Below are 17,704 nucleotides of genomic sequence, written 5' to 3' on the forward strand. Positions count from 1 at the left end.
TCGGGGCAGGGCCTTTGCGACCTAAGTATAACCCTCGATATTCTTAGCCAATTGTTAACCATGTTGTTTGAAGCTTCCCTAATGTAGCTTGGGGGAGCTCGATCATGCAGGCGCTGAAAGTAGTGGAGGAGAATGCCGTAAGTCCAGCCCATGAGCCGGATGGGCCGGATCGCGACGCGCTGCGCCATATTCTCTCGCGTCTTGCAGAAGAGGCTTCCACACTCGGCGTCGATCTCGTCGATATTGCCGGCGCCATCCAGGACATGGCGGCGATGTCCGCCCGCCATGCCGCCGCCTTCGACAATGTGACCCGCACGGCTCTCTCGATCGCCGAGGCCAACTGCTCCGTCGCCGTTTCCCTTCGCGAGGCGGATGGTACTGCTTCCGAGGCCCGCCATATGCTGAAGGAATCGGCCCATCTTCTCTCCGGCTCGGTCGAGGAAATCCGTCACATGGTCCAGTCTTCCGAAGAGATCAGCACCGAAATCTCCGGCTTTTCCCGCTCGCTGACGGATGTGGACAAGGTCGCCGCCGAGATCAGCACCATTGCCCGCCAGACCAATCTCCTGGCCCTCAATGCGGCGATCGAAGCTGCCCGTGCCGGCGAGGCGGGCAAGGGCTTCGCCGTCGTCGCATCCGAAATCCGCGCTCTGTCGCTGCAGACCTCTAAGGCGACGGGCTCCATTCAGGAAACGCTGGAGCAGCTTCGCGCGAAGATCGACCGACTATCGGTTGTCGGCGGCGGTGCGCGGGAAAGTGCGGCCGGCGTGCGCCAAAAATCCGAGGCGATGCGCGGTGCTTTCGAAAGCATGGAGCATGTCATCACCCGCATCCTTGATAGTTCCGCCGTCATGGCCAATACCACCGAGGCCGTGGACAGGGACTGCGCCGGCTTCGTCGCCAAGCTCGGTGAAATGTCCGCCGAGGTGCTGGATTCCAACGGCCGGCTGCAGCAGGCGGCTAAACGCGTCGACAGCGTCGTCGGGCTTTCCGAAACGCTGATCCAATTGACCGCGAGCGCCGGTGTTGAAACCGCCGACCGCCACTGGATCGAACAGGCGCAATCCGTCGCCGCAGACATATCGGGTGTTCTGGAGCGTGCCGTTGCCGAGGGGGCAATCGGCATGGCGAGCCTGTTCAGCCGCCAGTACCATCCTCTTCCCGGCACCGATCCGGTGCAGATGATGACATCCTTTACCGAACTCACCGACCGCCTGCTGCCGCCGATCCAGGAACCGGTGGCAAGTTCGGACGAGCGCATCGCCTTCTGTGCCGCCGTCGATGAAAACGGTTACCTGCCGACCCACAACAAGAAGTTCTCGCAGCCGCAGCGGCCCGGCGATATCGTCTGGAATACCGCCAACAGCCGCAACCGCCGCATCTTCAACGATCGCGTCGGCCTTGCTGCCGGCAGAAGCACCGCACCCTTCCTCGTCCAGACCTACCGGCGGGACATGGGCGCCGGCAATTTCGTCATGATGAAGGATATTTCCGCCCCGATCACTGTCCGCGGCCGCCATTGGGGCGGCCTGCGGCTGGCGGTCAAGGTATAGCGTTGCCGCCATCTGCCGCGCAGTCTATACCGCAACCATGAGATTGCGCGCCGATATCTATGTTTCCGCTCTCGTCCGCAGGGTTTTCTCTGCGGGCGGTTTTGCTGCCGTGGAGAAGAAGGGCGCGGAGGAGGCCGGTGCCATTTTCATCCGACAGCGCTTCCGCGACGGTCTCGAAACCCTCTACGCGCCCGCCCCGCAGAGCTTCTTCGACGAGGAGAGCAGCGGCGGCGACCGCCTGTTCGAAGTCAGGCTCGAACGCGCCGAGCCGGACAAGGTGCGGGAAATGCTGGACCGCGAACGCAAATTCGACCCCGATCTCTGGATCGTCGAACTGGAAGCGGACGAGGTTTCGGCGCTCGTGCCGATGGCCGGCTGACGGCCTGCCTTGAATTTATGCCATTTTCCACCTAGTTTACCGCCATCCGCAATACCAACAGGATGTGTGCTCAATGGATATGAATCTGATCGCAACGCCAATTCGCCTTGCCATCGGGGATTTCCATGTCTGCATCCATGACGCTTTCCAATCTTTCGTGGTCCACGCCTGACGGCCGGCCGCTTTTTTCCAATATCGATCTGAGCTTCAACGCTGAGCGCACCGGCCTCGTCGGCCGCAACGGCGTTGGAAAGACCACGCTTTTGAAGCTGGTTGTCGGCGAGCTACAGCCGCAGACCGGTGCCATCGCTGTATCGGGTACCATCGGCATCCTGCGCCAAAGCGTGCAGGTCGGGCCGGATGAGACCGTCGCCGACCTCTTCGGCGCGACCGAAGCTCTCTCCGTCCTCCGCCGTGCCGAAAGCGGCGAGGCTGACGCCGATGAACTTGCTGTCGCCGACTGGACGCTCGAAGCGCGCATCGATGCAGCCCTGGAACGATCAGGCCTTGCTGCGGACCCGCAGACGCTGCTGGCAGCGCTGTCCGGTGGCCAGCGCACCCGCGCAGCACTCGCCGCCCTAATCTTCGAGGAGCCGGATTTCCTCATTCTCGACGAGCCGACCAACAACCTGGACCGCGACGGCCGCGAGGCGGTGATCTCACTTCTCGGCAACTGGCGCCATGGCGCGCTCGTCGTCAGCCATGATCGCGAACTGCTGGAAACGATGGACGCCATCGTCGAGCTGACGACGCTTGGCGCCACGCGTTATGGCGGAAACTGGAGTGATTACCGTGCCCGCAAGGCGCTGGAACTGGCCGCCGCCGAGCACGATCTTGCCGATGCCAGGAAACGCGTGGCGGAGGTCGCCCGCAGCACACAGGAAACGGCCGAGCGCAAGGCTCGCAAGGACAGCGCCGGCAAGAAGAAGGCCGCCAGGGGCGACATGCCGCGGATCATTGCCGGTGGCCTGAAGCGGCAGGCGGAAAATACCAGTGGTGAGAATGCCCGCCTTGCCGAGCGCCGCCGCGCCCAGGCGCTTGCGGATGCCGAGGAGGCGCGCAAGCGCATCGAGATCCTGCAGCCGCTCTCCGTCAAGCTACCCTCGACCGGCCTGCCCCCAGGCAGATCGGTGCTGAAGATCGATGCGGTCACCGCCGGCTACGAGGCGGGCGAGCCGATCATCCGCAAACTGTCCTTCGATATCACTGGTCCCGAACGCATTGCCGTGACCGGCCCGAACGGTTCAGGCAAGACGACATTGTTGGCGTTGATTTCAGGTGATCTCCAACCATGGGAAGGAACGGTCCGCGTCCTCACCTCTTTCTCCATGCTCGACCAGCGCGTCAGCCTGCTCGATCCCGCGACCTCGATCCGTGACAATTTCCGGCGGTTGAACCCGCAGTCGGATGAGAATGCCTGCCGCGCAGCACTCGCCCGGTTCATGTTCCGGGCCGATGCGGCGCTGCAGGTCGTCTCGACGCTGTCAGGCGGCCAGCTTCTGCGCGCCGGCCTTGCCTGCGTTCTCGGCGGCGCAACACCACCGGCACTGTTGATCCTCGATGAGCCGACCAACCACCTCGACATCGATTCCATCGCTGCCGTCGAAGCTGGCCTGAGAGCCTATGACGGGGCGCTGCTGATCGTCAGCCACGATGAGGTGTTTCTGGAAATGGTCGGTATGACCCGCCGGTTGGCGTTGCCAAGCTAGTTGCGCGAAGGATATGCCGAACTGTTAGCGCGCCCGGCTGACGCTCTTGAGATCACGCATCGGCGCCTGCCGGATGAAGCGGTAGGCTGGAGACTGTGCCTGTGCGACGGGAGCCGGCTGGGCTGCGGCCGGCGCTTCCGGATTGTAGGTGTAGCGGTCGGCGCGACGCCACGTTTCCACGCGGGCATGACATTCTTCCGGGTCCAGCGCATCGAGAACGAGGAAGGCGCGGCTGACATTGTGCGGTACTTCGGCAAGATGCGGATAGAGCTTCTCCAGCACGAAGACGGAATCGAGGAAACCCATGCCGAGGCTCGTCAGCGTCGTGGCGAGTTGATGTCCCGAGAGGTCGAGCATGATGCGTTCCGCAAGCCAGCGGCTGGCCGACAGGGCATCGGCAAGTGCGGTGGCGAAATGCGCGGCTTCCCGCGAGCGCGCGAAGCGCACCAGCAGCGCCTCCTGAATATCGGACAGCGAGCGCAGGCCGAGCCGGTCCTGATCATTGCGACCGAGATGGCCGGCAAGGCTGCGGATGCGCTCGCGCAGCGCCTCTTCATTGGCGAGACGCTGTGCTTCCTCCTGGTCTGCTTCCGGCGCAGCAGGCATCGGCGAAAGCGGCATGGCGGGCTGCTCGACGGTTGCCGCGGCGGACGGGCGCGGTTCGGCCTGGCGCAGTGCCACCAGCGCATCGATAACTTCAGGCGACAGGGCATCGCGGCTGACGATCGCCTTCACATGCGCAGCACCATGGGTGCGGGCAATCGTGATCAGCGTGTCGTCATCGATTGCCTTGGAGGAGGTGAGGAAGGGGGCTGCGACCTCGATCGGCTGATTGCCGATGAAGAGCGCAACGGCTGCCGGCATGTTCTCGCATTGGGAAAGGGCTGCAACGGCCTGCCGTCTTGCCTCTTCGGAGGAGGCCTGGAAAAGCGGCATGAAGAGTTCGGCAAACTGGCGCAGTTCGGAGCGTGTCGGATGAGACAGGTTCTCGAAACTGCTGACAGTCGCCATCAACACCACGTCCTTCTTCCTGATGGCCATGGGGCCTTCTAGGTCTCGAAACCGGTCACGCACAAGAACACCCTGAAAACGCAGAACAAGCGGGAAACCGTGGGCCGACAAGCGTTGGCGGGACGCACGTCTGACCATATGGTTATGAACAAATCCTACACCGGCACGGTTAATGCATGCTGAAGATTCTATTAAAATGCAACAGAAATATACACGTTTCGCGTGTTGCGACTTGATGAGCCGGCAAAATAAAATCAATCGCCCCGGAAGCGGGGCGATCTCCAATTTTTTAAACGTGTGATAAATGGCCGGCGAATAATCTAGAGGCTCTTACGGCTTCGGAGTGCCGACAACAGTTTGTCGCGATCGTCATGGCCAGACTGGTAAAGGTCGAGCGCGGTGGAGGCAGCGAACTGTGCTTCGACGCTTCCGATGTCGATATGCTTTTCCGCGCACCACGCGTCCAGCGCACCGCGCAGCACGTCCAAATCTTCTGAAGTGAATGCGGAGCTATACAGAAAGGGCATGGGTTTGCTCTCCGTATGACAGCAAGAGCACGTATAATCTCCCAATCAGCCATCGCCTTAAAACTTTTGGCCGACGAGGACAGAATACACCCGCCGACCCCCACCGCAATTAATATTTTCGTGACGCATATTTGCAACACCTCCGGCGCGATTGCCGCTTCAGCGGAGAAGAGCCGTTAACTATATGAATTACTTCTAATTTTATCCACCGGTTTTCAGCCTGCCTTTTCTTTTCCTCGACTGAAACCAAACAACCATTCTGCGCGTTATCTCACTGCCAAGCAGACTGTCTAAAGCAGTGGCTGAATATTAGTAATCTGTTAACGGTCGTGTGTCTCAATTCGGACAGGAACGACGCGATTTGGGAATATGGATCGTGGAAGCTCCGCAGCATCACGGTATTTCGGTCAGGAGCCGTGAGAAAGGCGCGAATGCCCTCGGTCCGGTTCATCCGGCGCTTGAGGACGCGCTGGCCCGCAGCATGGCGGGCAGGGTGAAATCCATCGCAAGTTCATCCGTCTCGGGCAGTGCATGGAGACGAGAATGGCAATTGTAGTCGCATTGGCGGATCGGCTGCCGCAGACGCCGCGCCGCACGGGCAAAGAGCCCCGTGAAGCAAAAATCCTCTGGTTCACCGGCGTCCGTTACGAGCGGATCGCCGAAACCCCTGACAAGAAACCGGCGCATTCTGCGCCGCGCGTCAAGAACAGGTAGATCATGGAAGCAACTCTAGCGGGCATCGAGTTCGTCGCAGCCCGCTTCCGTCAGGAAGGTTCGCGCAGCTTCATCGAAGCTTGCCTGCGGCGCCAGCGTGCGCAGCACCGCGTAGCCCTCGGAATGCGCCATCTCCACTAGGATCGTCTGCTGCAATTCCTGTGGCAGGTTCTTGCGCAGATCGGTCAGTTGGATCGGGCTGGCTGTGATAACGTCGAGCGCGCCGCCGACGGAGGTGCGGTCATTCATGCTGAAGACCTCGTTGGAGGCGCTGTCATAGATCGCGATCGACCAGAAGGGCACATTGCCCTTAGCGGTGAAACGCACCGGCGCCTCGCTCACATCGAAAGAACAGACGGCGGTGCGCACGAAGGGATCGCCGTTGGCGAGCCCTGCCTCGTCATAGCGGTTGGTCAACAGGTAGAAATTGTTCGGATCGCCCTCCGCCTCCACGCGCGTCGCCGCATCGCGGCCGGTAAAGTGCGGAAGCGCGAGAATGATGACGAGATGCAGAAGTGCTGCGCCGAAAAGCCCGGTTATGACGGCGAAGAACACCCTAAACATTGCCGCACCCGATCTTGGTGAGCTTCGGCATCGAAAGGTCGATCACGCCGGAACTGCCTGCTGTCGGCGTGTCGAACAGGGTCAGCACCAGCCGGAACGTGCCGGCCTGCGGCAGTGCCAGCCAGTTGCCGGGCACAGCGCGGGTCGCAATGTCGATGGTGAAGCTGCTGTCCGGCCGGCGCAGCACGGTCCATGAATTCAGCGCGGCCGGCAGGCTTGGCTGCAACGAGGCCGGATTGCCGGCATTGTCGGCAGTAAACAGCGTCCAAAGCCGCGCCGGCGGCGTCTGGCCGATGATGCGATAATGGCAGGCGGCATTGAGCCGCGCCCCGTCGTCATCCACAGCAGCAGTAAAGGTCAGGCCTTCGGCACTGCCGTAGAGCAGCTTGCCGGCACGCGCCCGATGCGACTTCGCATAGGGGTCCGCATCGACAGTCTGCAGCTCCGGAAAAGCCTCCCATGCGCCGAGCTTGATCGCTCCGAACCCCTGCGTTGCATCCAGCGCGTAAAGCGAAATCATGATGCCGCCGCCGAAGGCGACGATCAGCGTGATCAGGATGAAAAGGGGGAACCGAAACACCTTGCGCCCTTGAAGATCAAATCAGTTGAAAGGGTTACCACTGATTCTGGCAGGGTGGAATGCCATGGGGCGATGTGTCCCCCATGTCTTGGCAAACCAGCTGCGCCGGTTTCGCCAAAATAAGAAAGCATCACTGCGCGCTCGCGACCTTCTGCGCCTCGAGTGGTGCGGCGTCCTTCAGCTTTTCGCCGATGCCCTTGAGAATGTTGGTCGATTGCACCGAGAGCATGCGCGGGCGCACGAGGGTCGGCGTGCCGTCCTTCGGCTTGTCGGCCTGCGCCTTGGCGATGTCCTTTTCGGATGGCAGCGGGTTTTCGATGCCGGGAATGGGGCGCAGCGTCACACCCTGATGGGCATAGTCCATCGCGCGTTTGAAGGTCATGGCGGGCAGAGAGCCGCCGGTCATGTTGTTGGTCGACGTATAGTCGTCGTTGCCGAACCAGACGGCGCAGGTGTAGTTGCCGGTGAAGCCCACGAACCAGGCATCGCGATAGGCCTGCGTCGTGCCCGTTTTGCCGGCGGTAACGACGCCGTTGTCGAGGGCTGCCTTGCGCGCCGTACCCACATAAGGCACCCGCGACAGCATCTGGTTCATGTAGCTGTCGGCCTGTTCGGAAAGCACGCGCTTGGCGGGCGGTTCGTCACGGTCGAAGTCGTAGAGAATGTCGCCATCGTAATCGAGGATCTGCGTGATGCCATGGCGGCGCGACTGGTAGCCACCGGCCGGGAACACCGCATAGGCCGTCGCCTGGTCCAGCACGGTCACTTCCGAAGTGCCGATCGGGATCGTCACGTCGTCGCGGATCGGCGTTTCCACGCCCATGGCCTTGGCCATGGCACGGATCGGCTGAATGCCGAGCTTTTCCTTGGCAAGGCGCACCGGAATGGTGTTGATCGATTGAGCAACGGCGGTTTCCAGCGTGATGCGGCCGGCATAACGGTTTGCGTAATTGTGAGGGCTCCAGTTGCCCCAGGAGATCGGCGCGTCGATGATCGTCGTCTTCGGCGTCATCCCGCTCTCCATGGCCACTGAATAGGTATAGACCTTGAAGGATGAGCCCGGCTGGCGCAGCGCCCTAGTGGCGCGATTGAACTGGCTCTCGCCATAGTCGCGCCCGCCGACCATGGCGCGCACGGCACCGCCATTCTCGATCATCACCATCGCGCCCTGCTTGGCGTGATAGGCCTCGCCATATTCGCGCAGCGACGTCTCGATGGAATCGTCTGCCGCCTGCTGGATGCCCATGTCGATCGTGGTGCGCACGATCAGCGAGCGCTGGTGGAAGCGGGGCGACAGGCGCTGCACCTCGTCGAAGGCCCAGTCGAGAAAGAAGTCGGGCGATTTCACCTCGTTGCGGTCGACGATGGTGGCGGGATTGCGCCGCGCCGCGATCACCTGTCCCTCGGTCATCAGCCCGCTCTGGACGAGGTTGGTCAGCACCTCGTTGGCGCGGCCGCGCGCCGCCGGCAGGTTCACGTGCGGGGCATATTTGGCCGGCGCCTTGAAGAGGCCGGCGAGCATGGCGGATTCGGCGAGGTTCACGTCGGTGATGTTCTTGCCGAAATAGAATTGCGCCGCAGCCGCCGCACCAAACGTGCCGCCGCCCATATAGGCGCGGTCCAGATAGGTCGCGAGGATCTCTTTCTTGGAAAGGTTCGCTTCCAGCCAGAAGGCGAGGAAGGCTTCGGTGATCTTGCGGTCGATCGAGCGCTCGTTGGACAGGAACAGGTTCTTGGCGAGCTGCTGCGTCAGTGTCGAGCCGCCCTGGACGACTTCGCCGGCCTGCGCATTGGTCACCATGGCACGGAAGAGGCCGACGACGTCGATGCCGAAATGGTCGAAGAAGCGCCGGTCCTCGGTCGCGAGGACGGATTTGATCAGCGAATCCGGCAATTCGTCGATCGGCACGGAATTCTGATGAATGACGCCGCGATGGCCGATGACGTTGCCATAGCGGTCGAGGAAGGTAACGGCGAAATCGCCGCGGTTGCGCCAGTCTTCCTTGGTGGCTTCGAAGGCCGGCTGGGCGAGTGCCAGCATCAGCACCATGCCGACGGCGCCGAGTGTCAGTCCTTCGCCGGCGAGTTCGAAAACCATGCGCTTCCACCCGCGAACGCGGAAGCGGCGGAAGAAGATGGTGGTATCTTCCCAGATTTCGGCGGCGCGGAAGCCGGCGTTCCAGATGGTCGAGTCGATCCATGAATCGATGCGCAGCAGCAGGTGCCGGTTTTTCGACGGCTGCTTCCTGCCTTGCCCGCTTTCGGGCTCATCTGGCGCATTATTTGGCCCATTATGTGGGTTGTCCGGATCCTGCACGTCCTATATTCCCGCCTGATCGCGCTCGGCGGCGGTAGAACCGGACGCTGGAGCGGGGCCTGAAAGGGGCCGCAACTCTCCGGATAGCCGGAGCATGTTGAATAATTGGTTGATTTTGCGCACAAGAACAAGAGAGTTGAACGGTCGTCACGCGAATTTGCGGGCGGCTGTTGCAAGAAACGAACGATGAACGATCTGCCCTTCTGGAAGCGCAAGACGCTTGCCGAAATGAATGCCGAGGAGTGGGAAAGTCTCTGCGACGGCTGCGGCCTCTGTTGCCTCAACAAGATCGAGGAATGGGATAGCGGCGACGTCTATTTCACCTCGATCCGCTGCAAGCTGCTCGACAGCGAGAGCTGTCGCTGCTCCAGCTATCCGAACCGCTGGGATTTCGTGCCCGATTGCATTCAGCTCACCAAGGAGAACGTTTCCGAGATCGAATGGCTGCCGCCCACCTGCGGCTATCGCCTCGTCAACGAGGGCCGCGATCTCTACTGGTGGCACCCGCTCGTCTCAGGCGATCCCGAGACCGTCCATGCTGCCGGCATTTCCGCCCGCGGCCGCACCATCAGTGAGAACGATGTCGATATCGACGATTTCGAGGATTATGTCGTCGACTGGCCGCTGACGGTCGGTGACGACGCCGAAAAAACCAAGGAAAAGGCGAGCTGATCGTCACTGCCAGGTGTTGTGAGGGATCTGGAAGAGATGCCGGATGCGTGTCGTCAGTGTGGTTGGATGGCTGGCTTCGGCCGACACGCCTGCGCTGAAATGATGCTTCTCGGATTCGATCCGGCGAGACAGCAGCAGACCAAGCTCTTCGGCAAGTGCCGGCCGCTCCTGCATGATCGCGGCGAGGTGGTCCTTGGCGATTTCATAGACGATGACAGAGGTAAGCGCACGGATATTGGCCGGCTCCAGCGCGCCCATCAGCACACCGCGTTCCCCGAACAGGTCGCCCGGCGCAATTCTGGCGAGCTCGATGATCTCGCTGCCCTCGTGCCGCTCGACGATGGCAACGCCGCGCCGCACGATCATCAGGGAAGTCAGCGACGTATCCTGCGTCGCAATCAGGGCGTCCTTGCGGAAGTTCAGCCGCTTCATATCAGCGGCGAGCGACTCCTTCTCGTCTTCCGTCAGCGTCGAGAAAAGCGGGATGGCATTGAGCAGGCGCCAGGCAGAGTTCGGATGTTTTCCGGCTTCTTCCTGCGGATCGGCAATGGGAATTGCCGGCGAACCCGCAGGTGCGGCAAGCTGCAGGCCTGCCGCCTTGGTATGGCGATAGACGAGATCGTAGACTTCGTTCCGGGCGGCGGTCGCTTCGCCCAGTCCGGAGACGCGGAAGGAGAGTTCGAATTCGATGGCATTGCCGTCCAGCCCCGTGATGCTGACGATGGGGGCTGGAGATTTCAGGATGGCGTTGCTGCTGAGCAGCACCGTGCGCATCGTCTCTTCGATGGTCGCCGGCGGGCTTGAGGGCACGACCCGGATCTTCAGCGAGACGCCATGGGCTTCTTCAGGACTCGTCAGATTCGTCAGCCGCGCCTTGGCAAGCGCGCTGTTGGGCACGATGACGAGGTCGTTCGTGCCGTTCAAAAGGTGGGTGGAACGCCAGTTCGTCTCCACCACGCGGCCCTGCACGCCGTCGTCGAGGACGATCCAGTCGCCGACGCTGTAATGTCGGCCGAGATTGAGCGCGATGCCCGAGAAGACGTCGTTCAGGGTGCTCTGTAGCGCCAGGCCGAGCACGATGGCGAAGACGCCCGATGTAGCAATCAGAGGGCCGATCTGGGCGCCGAAGACATAGGTTACGACTGAAAGTGCTGCGCCGACATAGATGATGGCGACAATGAGGTCCTGCAGCAGACGCGCCTCGCGCGGCTTGCGCTCGAAGATCAGGAAGAGCCGCACCGAGCTTGTCAGCACCATCGCCCCGCCGATCCACCAGACCGCCTTGGCGACCCCCACGAAAATGCGCCGGAAAAGATCCGTCGCTTTGCCCATGTCTGATGTATAGGGCGCAATCTCGTGCTTGACGAGCAGCAGCGTCAGCAGCGCAAAGAAGACGAAATTGGCGATCAGCCGGAAGGTCGGGTTTCGTCCGAAGATGAACCGTGCCGCGGCGCTGAGCAGAACGAGAACGATAAACTGATACAGCGGATCTTCCAGCATCGTCCATGACATGCATTGCATCCTGGTTGGGGCGTTCGACCCTATATCACGGATGAAGAAGTCCTGTCCTCTGACACGAATGGATAGGGTATCGCCACCGGTGACGTCGGCCGGCCGCAACCGCTGCTGCGACCGGCCGACGTGGCGGCTATTTCGCGGCGTAGGCCTCGAGTGCCTGGATGAGCTTCAGCCCTGCTTCGGCGCGTGCGGCATTCGGATAGTTCCGGTTCGCCAGCATCGTCAGCCCGATATGCGCCTTCGGCACCAGCACGACATAAGCGCCGAAGCCGTTCGTCGATCCGGTCTTGTTCATCAGCACTGATGTCTGCGGCGCAAGCGGCTTTGTCCGCTTTTTGACCGGCTGGCTTTCCAGGCTCATCTTGGCGGAGTTGCCGTCGAGAAGCCGCTTGAGCGCGACCGGCCAGGCATATTGCTCCCAGACCATGTCCTGCGTGTAATAGGCCGTATCGAAATAGCCCGTATGTGTCTTCTCGATCGCCGCCTTGAACTCGGGCGCCAGAGCATCCGGCTTCAAATTGAGCGCCAGCAGATGGACCATGTCGCGAGCCGAGGATTTGATGCCATAAGCCTCGTCGTCGAGGACGCCGGGGCCAACGCGGACCGGACGATTGTCCTTGGCATAACCGAAGGCGTAACGGTCCATGGCTTCAGGCGGAACCGAGATGAAGGTGCTCTTGAGGCCGAGGGCGGGGAACAGCAGGCCTTCGGCCGCTTGCCTGTAGCTCCCGCCGAAACGCTCGCCGGCGATGCGCCCGAGAAGGCCGATGCTGACATTGGAATAGGAGCGCATGGTGCCCGCCTCGTAGGCCGGCGTCCAGGTCTTCAGATAGGTCATCAACCCGGCATCATCAGTCACGCTGTTCGGCACCTGCAGCGGCAGGCCGCCCGAAGTATGGGTAGCGAGGTTGACGAGCGTGATCCGGTCGAAGGCGCTTCCCTTGAGCTCCGGCAGATAGGTCGAGACTGGTTGTTCCATCGACAGCAGGCCGCGCTGTTCGCCAAGCGCTGCGAGCGTGACATTAAAAGTTTTGCTGACGGAACCAAGCTCGAAGATCGTGTCGCTGGTGACGGGTGCCTTCGTCTCGCGCGAGGCTTCGCCGTGAGCGTAGTAGAATTCGGAGCCGTTGATCGAAACGCCGACGGCGAGCCCCGGAATATCGTAGGCCTTGATGACAGGCTGAAAAATGCGGTCTGCGATCTCCTGGAACGCCTTGTCCGTCATGTCGGCTGCATGAAGCGGGCTCGCCGATAGGGCGAGGGCGATAAGGCAGTGTCTCATATTCACGAGCGTTTCCTTCATGTGCGCCCGGCGACATGGCCGGTGCATGGTCGATAGCCCGCCTCTTTGCCCCTCCACAAACGATAAGAACTCGCAGGAGACCCTAGATTAATTTGGGCTCAAGGGCGGCAAGAAAGAGCCGCAGTTCCCGCTCCACGTAGTCGGCGACTGCGCCCTCGGAGGAAAAGCCCCACCAGAGAAGCGATCCCTGCCATTGCGACAGCATCAACCGGGCAATGGTCTGCGCCTGTCTCTGTCTCTCGAAACGCTCGGCAAGCGCTGCCGTCAGCGCCGCGCCCCAGGCAGCGCCCCGGGCGCGCAACACCGGATCGCGGAAATCCTCGCGCAGCAGGAGCAGGCCTTCCGCGTAGGAGGCCGGATTGTCGCCATAGTCTCGGGAAAGGCCGGTCAGCAAGGCGATCGCCCCATCTGCCGTCTTCGGCATGGCTTCGGCGAGCCGCGCCGTTTCCGCATCCAGCCTGTCCCAGGCATGGAGCAGGGCGGCGCGCAGCATACCGGCCTTGGTGGCGAAACGCTGCACCAGCGTCGAGCCCGAGAGGCCGCTCGCCTTCGAGACTGCTGCAAAGGTCACTGCGTCCGGCCCCTCCGACTGGATCACATCGAGAACCTTCGAAAGCAGCTGTTCATCGGAAAGCGTGCGTGGACGCGGCATGAAATTTCCTGTTGCGTTCGCCATGTTTATGAACGAACGTTCGTTTATATACAAGTGGCCGATTCATCCGGCCGATTATTTCTAGCGGGGAGGACAGCGAAGTGACAGCGGACTTGAAGGGAAAGGTCGCACTTGTCGCCGGCGGAACGCGCGGCGCCGGTCGCGGCATCGCGGTGGAACTGGGCGCTGGGGGCGCGACTGTCTATGTAACCGGCCGCACCACCCGCGCGCAGCAATCCGAATATGGCCGGCCGGAAACCATAGAGGAAACAGCCGAACTGGTGAGCGCGGCGGGCGGGCACGGCATCGCCATGCAGGTGGATCATCTGGTCCCGGATGAGGTCGAAGCTCTGGTTGCCCGCATTCATGCGGAGCAGGGCGGGCTGGATATACTCGTCAACGATATCTGGGGCGGCGAGCATCTGACGGAGTGGGACAAACCGGTATGGGAGCACTCCCTCGACAAGGGTCTTCGCATGCTGCGGCTTGCGATCGACACTCATTTCATCACCGCCCATTACGCTCTGGCGCTGATGATCGAGCGGCCCGGCGGCCTGCTGGTGGAAATGACCGACGGCACGGCGGATTACAACGCCACCCATTACCGGCTCTGCCCCTACTACGATCTCGTCAAGACGGGCACGAACCGTATGGCCTGGGCGCATGCCAGGGACCTTGCGCCGCACGGCGCGACCGCAGTTTCGCTTTCACCCGGCTGGATGCGCTCGGAAATGATGCTGGAAATTTATGGGGTTAAGGAAGAAAATTGGCGCGATGGAACAAAAGTCCAGCCGCATTTCGTCATCTCGGAAACGCCGCGTTTCACCGGCCGCGCGGTGGCCGCATTGGCGGCCGACCCCGACCGCAGCAGATGGAACGGCCAGTCGCTATCGAGCTTCCAACTGGCCGAGACTTACGGCTTCACCGATCTCGACGGCACGCGGCCGGATTGCTGGCGTTACCTTGCCGAGGTGCAGGAGCCCGGCAAACCGGCTGATGACACCGGCTATCGCTGACAGGATCTAGCGCGTCACCGCGCCACCGCCCGAGGGGTTGATGAGCGGAATAGGCTGTTTGCCGCCGCTGCCTGCTTCCGGATTGAGGATCGGCGGTTTGCCGGGCTCTTTCCCGTGCGAATCTTGGTTGCCGGTGTCGGCGGGCGAGCCTGCTTCTGGTTTTATGAAACGTTGCCGATTGCCCATGGGTCTTCCTAATCATCTTCCTTGGTCTTCATGGCGTCGGAAACCTTCTTCACCTTGGGGTGGTTGAGGTTTTCGCCGTGGGCGTCGCGGGCCTTTTCCGGATCGTCCTTCGCACGCAGATAGCCTGCTGGCTTCGTGGCCTGCGGCCCTTCCCAGCGCGGCGACTGATCCGTGGTGCCGGGCGCACCATCCTTGGGACTGTTCAGTGCCATGACATTTCTCCTTTACTGTCGGAGAGAACAACAGGGCAGGACCGGCATTGTTCCCTGTGCGAATCTGCTAGTTTCGCAGAAAAGGGAGCTCGCATGGCTTTGCAGATCATTTCACTGAATGTCTGGGGTGGCAGCATTCACGCACCGCTGATCGATTATCTTGCGTGCACGGAGGCCGATATCTTCTGCCTGCAGGAGGTGGTGCGATCGGCTGCCGATGCACCGGAATGGCTGGAATATCGCGACGGCAACACTGTGCTGCCGCAGCGCGCCCATCTTTACGACGAAATCGCTGCCATTCTGCCTGACCATGACGGCTTCTTCTGCCCCTTCGCGCGGGGCGATCTCTTTCACGGCGAGACCGTCTTTACGACCGAATTCGGCATCGCCACCTTCGTGCGCAAGTCCTATCCTGTCATCGGTCAGGCCGCGGATTTCATCCATGGCCGTTTTTCGGCCGATGGCTGGGGCGAGCATCCGCGATCCCGCAATGCCCATTGCATCCGCCTGTTCGATTATGCCGGCGGCTTTTCCGTCACCATCGCCCAGCTTCACGGCCTGCGCGATCCCGCCGGCAAGGGCGACATTCCGGCCCGCCATGCCCAGGCCGATGCGCTGGTCGAGCTGATCGAACGCGTCTGGCCCGGCAACGAACGCCTCGTCGTCTGCGGCGATTTCAACGTCCTGCCTGACAGCGTCACCTTCGAGAAGCTTGGCCGCCTCGGCCTCAATGATCTCGTCACCGGCGGAGGCTTTACCGATACCCGCACTTCGCTTTATCCGAAGGAGGGGCGTTTTGCCGATTATATGCTGGTGACGCCGGAGGTCGTGGTGGAGCGCTTCGAAATTGTCGAACAGCCCGAGGTTTCGGATCATCGGGCGCTTTTACTTGAAGTTGCCTAGCGCAGCTTAAAATGCTTCTCCAGGTCGGCAATCTGTTCGGCATTCAGCTGGCGGATCCTCATGCCTCTGACGATGATGGAAAGCTTTGCGGCCTCTTCCAGCTCCTCGATGGCAAAGACAGCGGAATCAAGTGTGGCGGCCGATACGATCGGCCCGTGATTTTCGAGAAGCACCGCGCTGTGCTGGCCGGCGATTTCGGCAATCAGCGGCTTCACATCCGCCGAGCCCGGCCGCGTATAGGGCACGACGGGCACCTTGCCGACGCGCATGACGACATAGGGCGTCAGCGGTGGAATGGCATCCTTCGGATCGGTATCGGCAAGGCAGGAAAGCGCCGTCGCATAGGTGGAATGCAGGTGCACGACCGCACCCGTTTGCGGCCGCTTCTCATAGAAGGAGAAATGCAGCGGCAATTCCTTGGTCGGCGCGTCGCCCGAGAGGTGCTTGCCGTCGATGTCGAGCTTCGAAAGCCTGTTGGCATCGAGGAAGCCGAGGCAGGAATTGGTCGGCGTTACGAGATAGAAGTCGGCGGTCTTCACCGAGATATTGCCGGAAGAGCCGGCCGTAAGCCCCCGCTCGAAAAGCGATTTTCCCCAGCGGACGATGCTTTCCCGCAATGCCGTCTCATTCATGGCCGGCAATCCTGTCCAGTGCCTTGGCGAAAAAGTCGGGCGAGCCGAAATTGCCGCTCTTCAGCGCCAAGCCGATCGGCCGCATCGGCCGGCCGCGCTCGGAAACGAGGACCGGCACGCCGGGATCGATCTCCGCCCCGATGATCATCTGCTTGAGGCCGAGCGCTTCGACGACGGCGCCTGACGTCTCTCCGCCGCCGACGACGATCTGGTGCGTTCCGGTGTCGGCAAGCCGCCTGGCAAGGCCGCCGAAGAAATCCTCGAGAATCTTTGCCGATTCCTCGCGCCCGAAGCGCTGCTGCACGAAGCTCACGACATCGGGCGAGGTGGTGGAATAGACGATCGGATTGTCGGCCGCATTGGAGGCCACCCAGCGGGCGGCATGTTCTATCGACATCGTACCGCGCACGATGGCTGCCGGATCGATCGACAGACCGGGATGGTTCTGCAGATGGCAGGCGACCTGGTTCTGCGAGGCAAGCGAGCAGGAGCCGCAGAGGATGACGCCCGGCCCGCTGACGGCAGGTACTTCGGCGGGGATGCCGGAAAGCTTGCCACGCCTGGCGAAGTTGCGCACCAGCCCCTGTGCCAGTCCGGACCCGCCGGTCACCAGTTCATGATCGGCTACCGCCTCGCCGATCGTCAGGAGATCGGCATCTTCGATGGCGTCGACCACGACAAGGCGGTTGCCCTCGGTCAGCTCGTCGCGCAGCCGGCTGCGGATTGCGCCCTCGCCCTTGCGCACCGTATCGAGCGTGATGCTGCCGACGCCGCCGCGCGTTTGCCGCCGCAGCCAGCGGCGGATATCTGGATCGGTCATCGGCGTCAGCGGATGGTTCTCCATGCCGGATTCGCTGAGCAGCTTGTCCTTGACGAAGAGGTGGCCCATGAACACCCGCCGCCCCGTTGCCGGAAAGGCGGGGCAGACGACTGTGACATCGGCGCCCGCCAGCCGCTGCAGGGCTTCGGCCACCGGGCCGATATTACCCGCGGGCGTGGAATCGAAGGTCGAGCAATATTTGAAGAAGATCTGCTCGCAACCCTGATCCAGCAGCCAGCGCGCCGCATCCATCGACTGCAACACCGCATCCTCGACCGGCGCCGAGCGTGTCTTCAGCGCCACGACGCCCGCTTCGCAATTCACCTTGCCGCGGCCGGGTCCGACGAATTGCATCGTCGACATGCCGCCACGCGCAAGGGTATTGGCAAGATCGCTGGCGCCGGTGAAATCGTCGGCAATGGCTCCAAGCAGCATG

The 17,704-nt window shown here is 61.9% G+C and carries 19 protein-coding genes; 7 read left to right on the forward strand and 12 right to left on the reverse strand.

Annotated elements, in window-relative coordinates; translation table 11 throughout:
- Positions 1-104: 104 nt before the first annotated feature.
- The 3 genes from KQ933_RS03560 (at position 105) to KQ933_RS03570 (ending at position 3,641) form a co-directional block, all read left to right on the forward strand.
- Positions 105-1,553, forward strand: a complete 1,449-nt coding sequence (locus tag KQ933_RS03560; protein WP_216757420.1) for a methyl-accepting chemotaxis protein — start codon at positions 105-107, stop codon at positions 1,551-1,553.
- 37 nt (positions 1,554-1,590) lie between these two features.
- Complete coding sequence (locus tag KQ933_RS03565) at positions 1,591-1,932, forward strand: DUF1491 family protein (RefSeq protein ID WP_216757421.1); 342 nt, start codon at positions 1,591-1,593, stop codon at positions 1,930-1,932.
- A gap of 125 nt (positions 1,933-2,057) precedes the next feature.
- The gene (locus KQ933_RS03570; RefSeq protein WP_216757422.1) at positions 2,058-3,641 is read left to right on the forward strand and encodes an ABC-F family ATP-binding cassette domain-containing protein; all 1,584 of its coding nucleotides are present in this window, start codon (positions 2,058-2,060) and stop codon (positions 3,639-3,641) included.
- 24 nt (positions 3,642-3,665) lie between these two features.
- Here KQ933_RS03570 and KQ933_RS03575 read toward each other — a convergent pair whose 3' ends face one another.
- Both KQ933_RS03575 and KQ933_RS03580 read right to left on the reverse strand, forming a co-directional pair.
- Positions 3,666-4,715 (reverse strand): DUF2336 domain-containing protein, encoded by a 1,050-nt coding sequence (locus KQ933_RS03575; protein WP_216757423.1) that lies wholly within the window; start codon positions 4,713-4,715, stop codon positions 3,666-3,668.
- Between the two features lie 257 nt (positions 4,716-4,972).
- On the reverse strand, positions 4,973-5,179 hold the full coding sequence (locus tag KQ933_RS03580) for a hypothetical protein (protein ID WP_216757424.1): 207 nt from the start codon (positions 5,177-5,179) through the stop codon (positions 4,973-4,975).
- A gap of 543 nt (positions 5,180-5,722) precedes the next feature.
- Between KQ933_RS03580 and KQ933_RS03585 the strand changes: the two genes are divergently transcribed.
- Positions 5,723-5,893, forward strand: coding sequence for a hypothetical protein (locus KQ933_RS03585; protein WP_216757425.1), 171 nt, complete (start codon positions 5,723-5,725; stop codon positions 5,891-5,893).
- Positions 5,894-5,908: 15 nt separating this feature from the next.
- Here the strand turns inward: KQ933_RS03585 and KQ933_RS03590 are convergent, their stop codons facing one another.
- The 3 genes from KQ933_RS03590 to KQ933_RS03600 all read right to left on the reverse strand — a co-directional run bounded on the left by KQ933_RS03590 (position 5,909) and on the right by KQ933_RS03600 (position 9,354).
- Complete coding sequence (locus KQ933_RS03590; protein WP_216757426.1) at positions 5,909-6,457, reverse strand: DUF1254 domain-containing protein; 549 nt, start codon at positions 6,455-6,457, stop codon at positions 5,909-5,911.
- Entirely contained in the window at positions 6,450-7,037 is a 588-nt protein-coding gene (locus tag KQ933_RS03595; protein ID WP_216757427.1) for a DUF1214 domain-containing protein, read from the reverse strand. The genes KQ933_RS03590 and KQ933_RS03595 overlap by 8 nt, the downstream gene beginning before the upstream one ends.
- A 130-nt stretch (positions 7,038-7,167) precedes the next feature.
- Positions 7,168-9,354, reverse strand: coding sequence for a transglycosylase domain-containing protein (locus KQ933_RS03600; protein ID WP_216757428.1), 2,187 nt, complete (start codon positions 9,352-9,354; stop codon positions 7,168-7,170).
- Between the two features lie 186 nt (positions 9,355-9,540).
- Here KQ933_RS03600 and KQ933_RS03605 point away from each other — a divergent pair, with 186 nt between their 5' ends.
- Positions 9,541-10,026 carry a YcgN family cysteine cluster protein gene (locus KQ933_RS03605; RefSeq protein WP_216757429.1) on the forward strand — a complete coding sequence of 162 codons (486 nt, stop codon included), beginning with the start codon at positions 9,541-9,543 and terminating at the stop codon, positions 10,024-10,026.
- A 3-nt stretch (positions 10,027-10,029) separates the two neighbouring features.
- Here KQ933_RS03605 and KQ933_RS03610 read toward each other — a convergent pair whose 3' ends face one another.
- The 3 genes from KQ933_RS03610 to KQ933_RS03620 form a co-directional block, all read right to left on the reverse strand.
- Positions 10,030-11,538 carry a mechanosensitive ion channel family protein gene (locus KQ933_RS03610; RefSeq protein WP_216757430.1) on the reverse strand — a complete coding sequence of 503 codons (1,509 nt, stop codon included), beginning with the start codon at positions 11,536-11,538 and terminating at the stop codon, positions 10,030-10,032.
- Between the two features lie 136 nt (positions 11,539-11,674).
- Positions 11,675-12,826, reverse strand: coding sequence for a class C beta-lactamase (ampC, locus tag KQ933_RS03615; RefSeq protein WP_253958337.1), 1,152 nt, complete (start codon positions 12,824-12,826; stop codon positions 11,675-11,677).
- Between the two features lie 103 nt (positions 12,827-12,929).
- Positions 12,930-13,499 carry a TetR family transcriptional regulator gene (locus KQ933_RS03620; RefSeq protein WP_216757432.1) on the reverse strand — a complete coding sequence of 190 codons (570 nt, stop codon included), beginning with the start codon at positions 13,497-13,499 and terminating at the stop codon, positions 12,930-12,932.
- A gap of 101 nt (positions 13,500-13,600) precedes the next feature.
- On the opposite strand from KQ933_RS03620, the gene KQ933_RS03625 reads away from it, so the two are divergent.
- Entirely contained in the window at positions 13,601-14,515 is a 915-nt protein-coding gene (locus tag KQ933_RS03625) for an SDR family oxidoreductase (RefSeq protein WP_216757433.1), read from the forward strand.
- Between the two features lie 6 nt (positions 14,516-14,521).
- Here the strand turns inward: KQ933_RS03625 and KQ933_RS03630 are convergent, their stop codons facing one another.
- Complete coding sequence (locus tag KQ933_RS03630) at positions 14,522-14,701, reverse strand: hypothetical protein (RefSeq protein WP_216757434.1); 180 nt, start codon at positions 14,699-14,701, stop codon at positions 14,522-14,524.
- Between the two features lie 8 nt (positions 14,702-14,709).
- Positions 14,710-14,913 (reverse strand): hypothetical protein, encoded by a 204-nt coding sequence (locus KQ933_RS03635; RefSeq protein ID WP_216757435.1) that lies wholly within the window; start codon positions 14,911-14,913, stop codon positions 14,710-14,712.
- 93 nt (positions 14,914-15,006) lie between these two features.
- Here KQ933_RS03635 and KQ933_RS03640 point away from each other — a divergent pair, with 93 nt between their 5' ends.
- The gene (locus KQ933_RS03640) at positions 15,007-15,816 is read left to right on the forward strand and encodes an endonuclease/exonuclease/phosphatase family protein (protein ID WP_216757436.1); all 810 of its coding nucleotides are present in this window, start codon (positions 15,007-15,009) and stop codon (positions 15,814-15,816) included.
- On the opposite strand, the gene KQ933_RS03645 is transcribed toward KQ933_RS03640, so the two are convergent.
- Together KQ933_RS03645 and otnK are read right to left on the reverse strand one after the other, a co-directional pair.
- Positions 15,813-16,448 carry an aldolase gene (locus tag KQ933_RS03645; RefSeq protein ID WP_216757437.1) on the reverse strand — a complete coding sequence of 212 codons (636 nt, stop codon included), beginning with the start codon at positions 16,446-16,448 and terminating at the stop codon, positions 15,813-15,815. The two genes, KQ933_RS03640 and KQ933_RS03645, sit on opposite strands and share 4 nt — an antisense overlap.
- Positions 16,441-17,703, reverse strand: a complete 1,263-nt coding sequence (gene otnK / locus KQ933_RS03650; protein WP_216757438.1) for a 3-oxo-tetronate kinase — start codon at positions 17,701-17,703, stop codon at positions 16,441-16,443. Before otnK ends, KQ933_RS03645 begins: the two co-directional genes overlap by 8 nt.
- Between the last annotated feature and the right edge of the window lies 1 nt (position 17,704).

Origin of the sequence: Rhizobium sp. WYJ-E13, assembly GCF_018987265.1 — a bacterium.
GTDB lineage: Bacteria > Pseudomonadota > Alphaproteobacteria > Rhizobiales > Rhizobiaceae > Rhizobium.

Excerpts from the sequence above, each read along its gene's own strand:
- KQ933_RS03580 (WP_216757424.1), bottom strand. The coding sequence starts at position 5,179 with ATGCCCTTTCTGTATAGCTCCGCATTCACTTCAGAAGATTTGGACGTG.
- KQ933_RS03605 (WP_216757429.1), top strand. The coding sequence starts at position 9,541 with ATGAACGATCTGCCCTTCTGGAAGCGCAAGACGCTTGCCGAAATGAAT.
- KQ933_RS03640 (WP_216757436.1), top strand. The coding sequence starts at position 15,007 with ATGGCTTTGCAGATCATTTCACTGAATGTCTGGGGTGGCAGCATTCAC.
- KQ933_RS03570 (WP_216757422.1), top strand. The coding sequence starts at position 2,058 with ATGTCTGCATCCATGACGCTTTCCAATCTTTCGTGGTCCACGCCTGAC.
- ampC (WP_253958337.1), bottom strand. The coding sequence starts at position 12,826 with ATGAGACACTGCCTTATCGCCCTCGCCCTATCGGCGAGCCCGCTTCAT.
- KQ933_RS03585 (WP_216757425.1), top strand. The coding sequence starts at position 5,723 with ATGGCAATTGTAGTCGCATTGGCGGATCGGCTGCCGCAGACGCCGCGC.
- KQ933_RS03560 (WP_216757420.1), top strand. The coding sequence starts at position 105 with ATGCAGGCGCTGAAAGTAGTGGAGGAGAATGCCGTAAGTCCAGCCCAT.
- KQ933_RS03565 (WP_216757421.1), top strand. The coding sequence starts at position 1,591 with ATGAGATTGCGCGCCGATATCTATGTTTCCGCTCTCGTCCGCAGGGTT.
- KQ933_RS03620 (WP_216757432.1), bottom strand. The coding sequence starts at position 13,499 with ATGCCGCGTCCACGCACGCTTTCCGATGAACAGCTGCTTTCGAAGGTT.
- KQ933_RS03610 (WP_216757430.1), bottom strand. The coding sequence starts at position 11,538 with ATGTCATGGACGATGCTGGAAGATCCGCTGTATCAGTTTATCGTTCTC.
- KQ933_RS03590 (WP_216757426.1), bottom strand. The coding sequence starts at position 6,457 with ATGTTTAGGGTGTTCTTCGCCGTCATAACCGGGCTTTTCGGCGCAGCA.
- otnK (WP_216757438.1), bottom strand. The coding sequence starts at position 17,703 with ATGCTGCTTGGAGCCATTGCCGACGATTTCACCGGCGCCAGCGATCTT.
- KQ933_RS03630 (WP_216757434.1), bottom strand. The coding sequence starts at position 14,701 with ATGGGCAATCGGCAACGTTTCATAAAACCAGAAGCAGGCTCGCCCGCC.
- KQ933_RS03645 (WP_216757437.1), bottom strand. The coding sequence starts at position 16,448 with ATGAATGAGACGGCATTGCGGGAAAGCATCGTCCGCTGGGGAAAATCG.
- KQ933_RS03635 (WP_216757435.1), bottom strand. The coding sequence starts at position 14,913 with ATGGCACTGAACAGTCCCAAGGATGGTGCGCCCGGCACCACGGATCAG.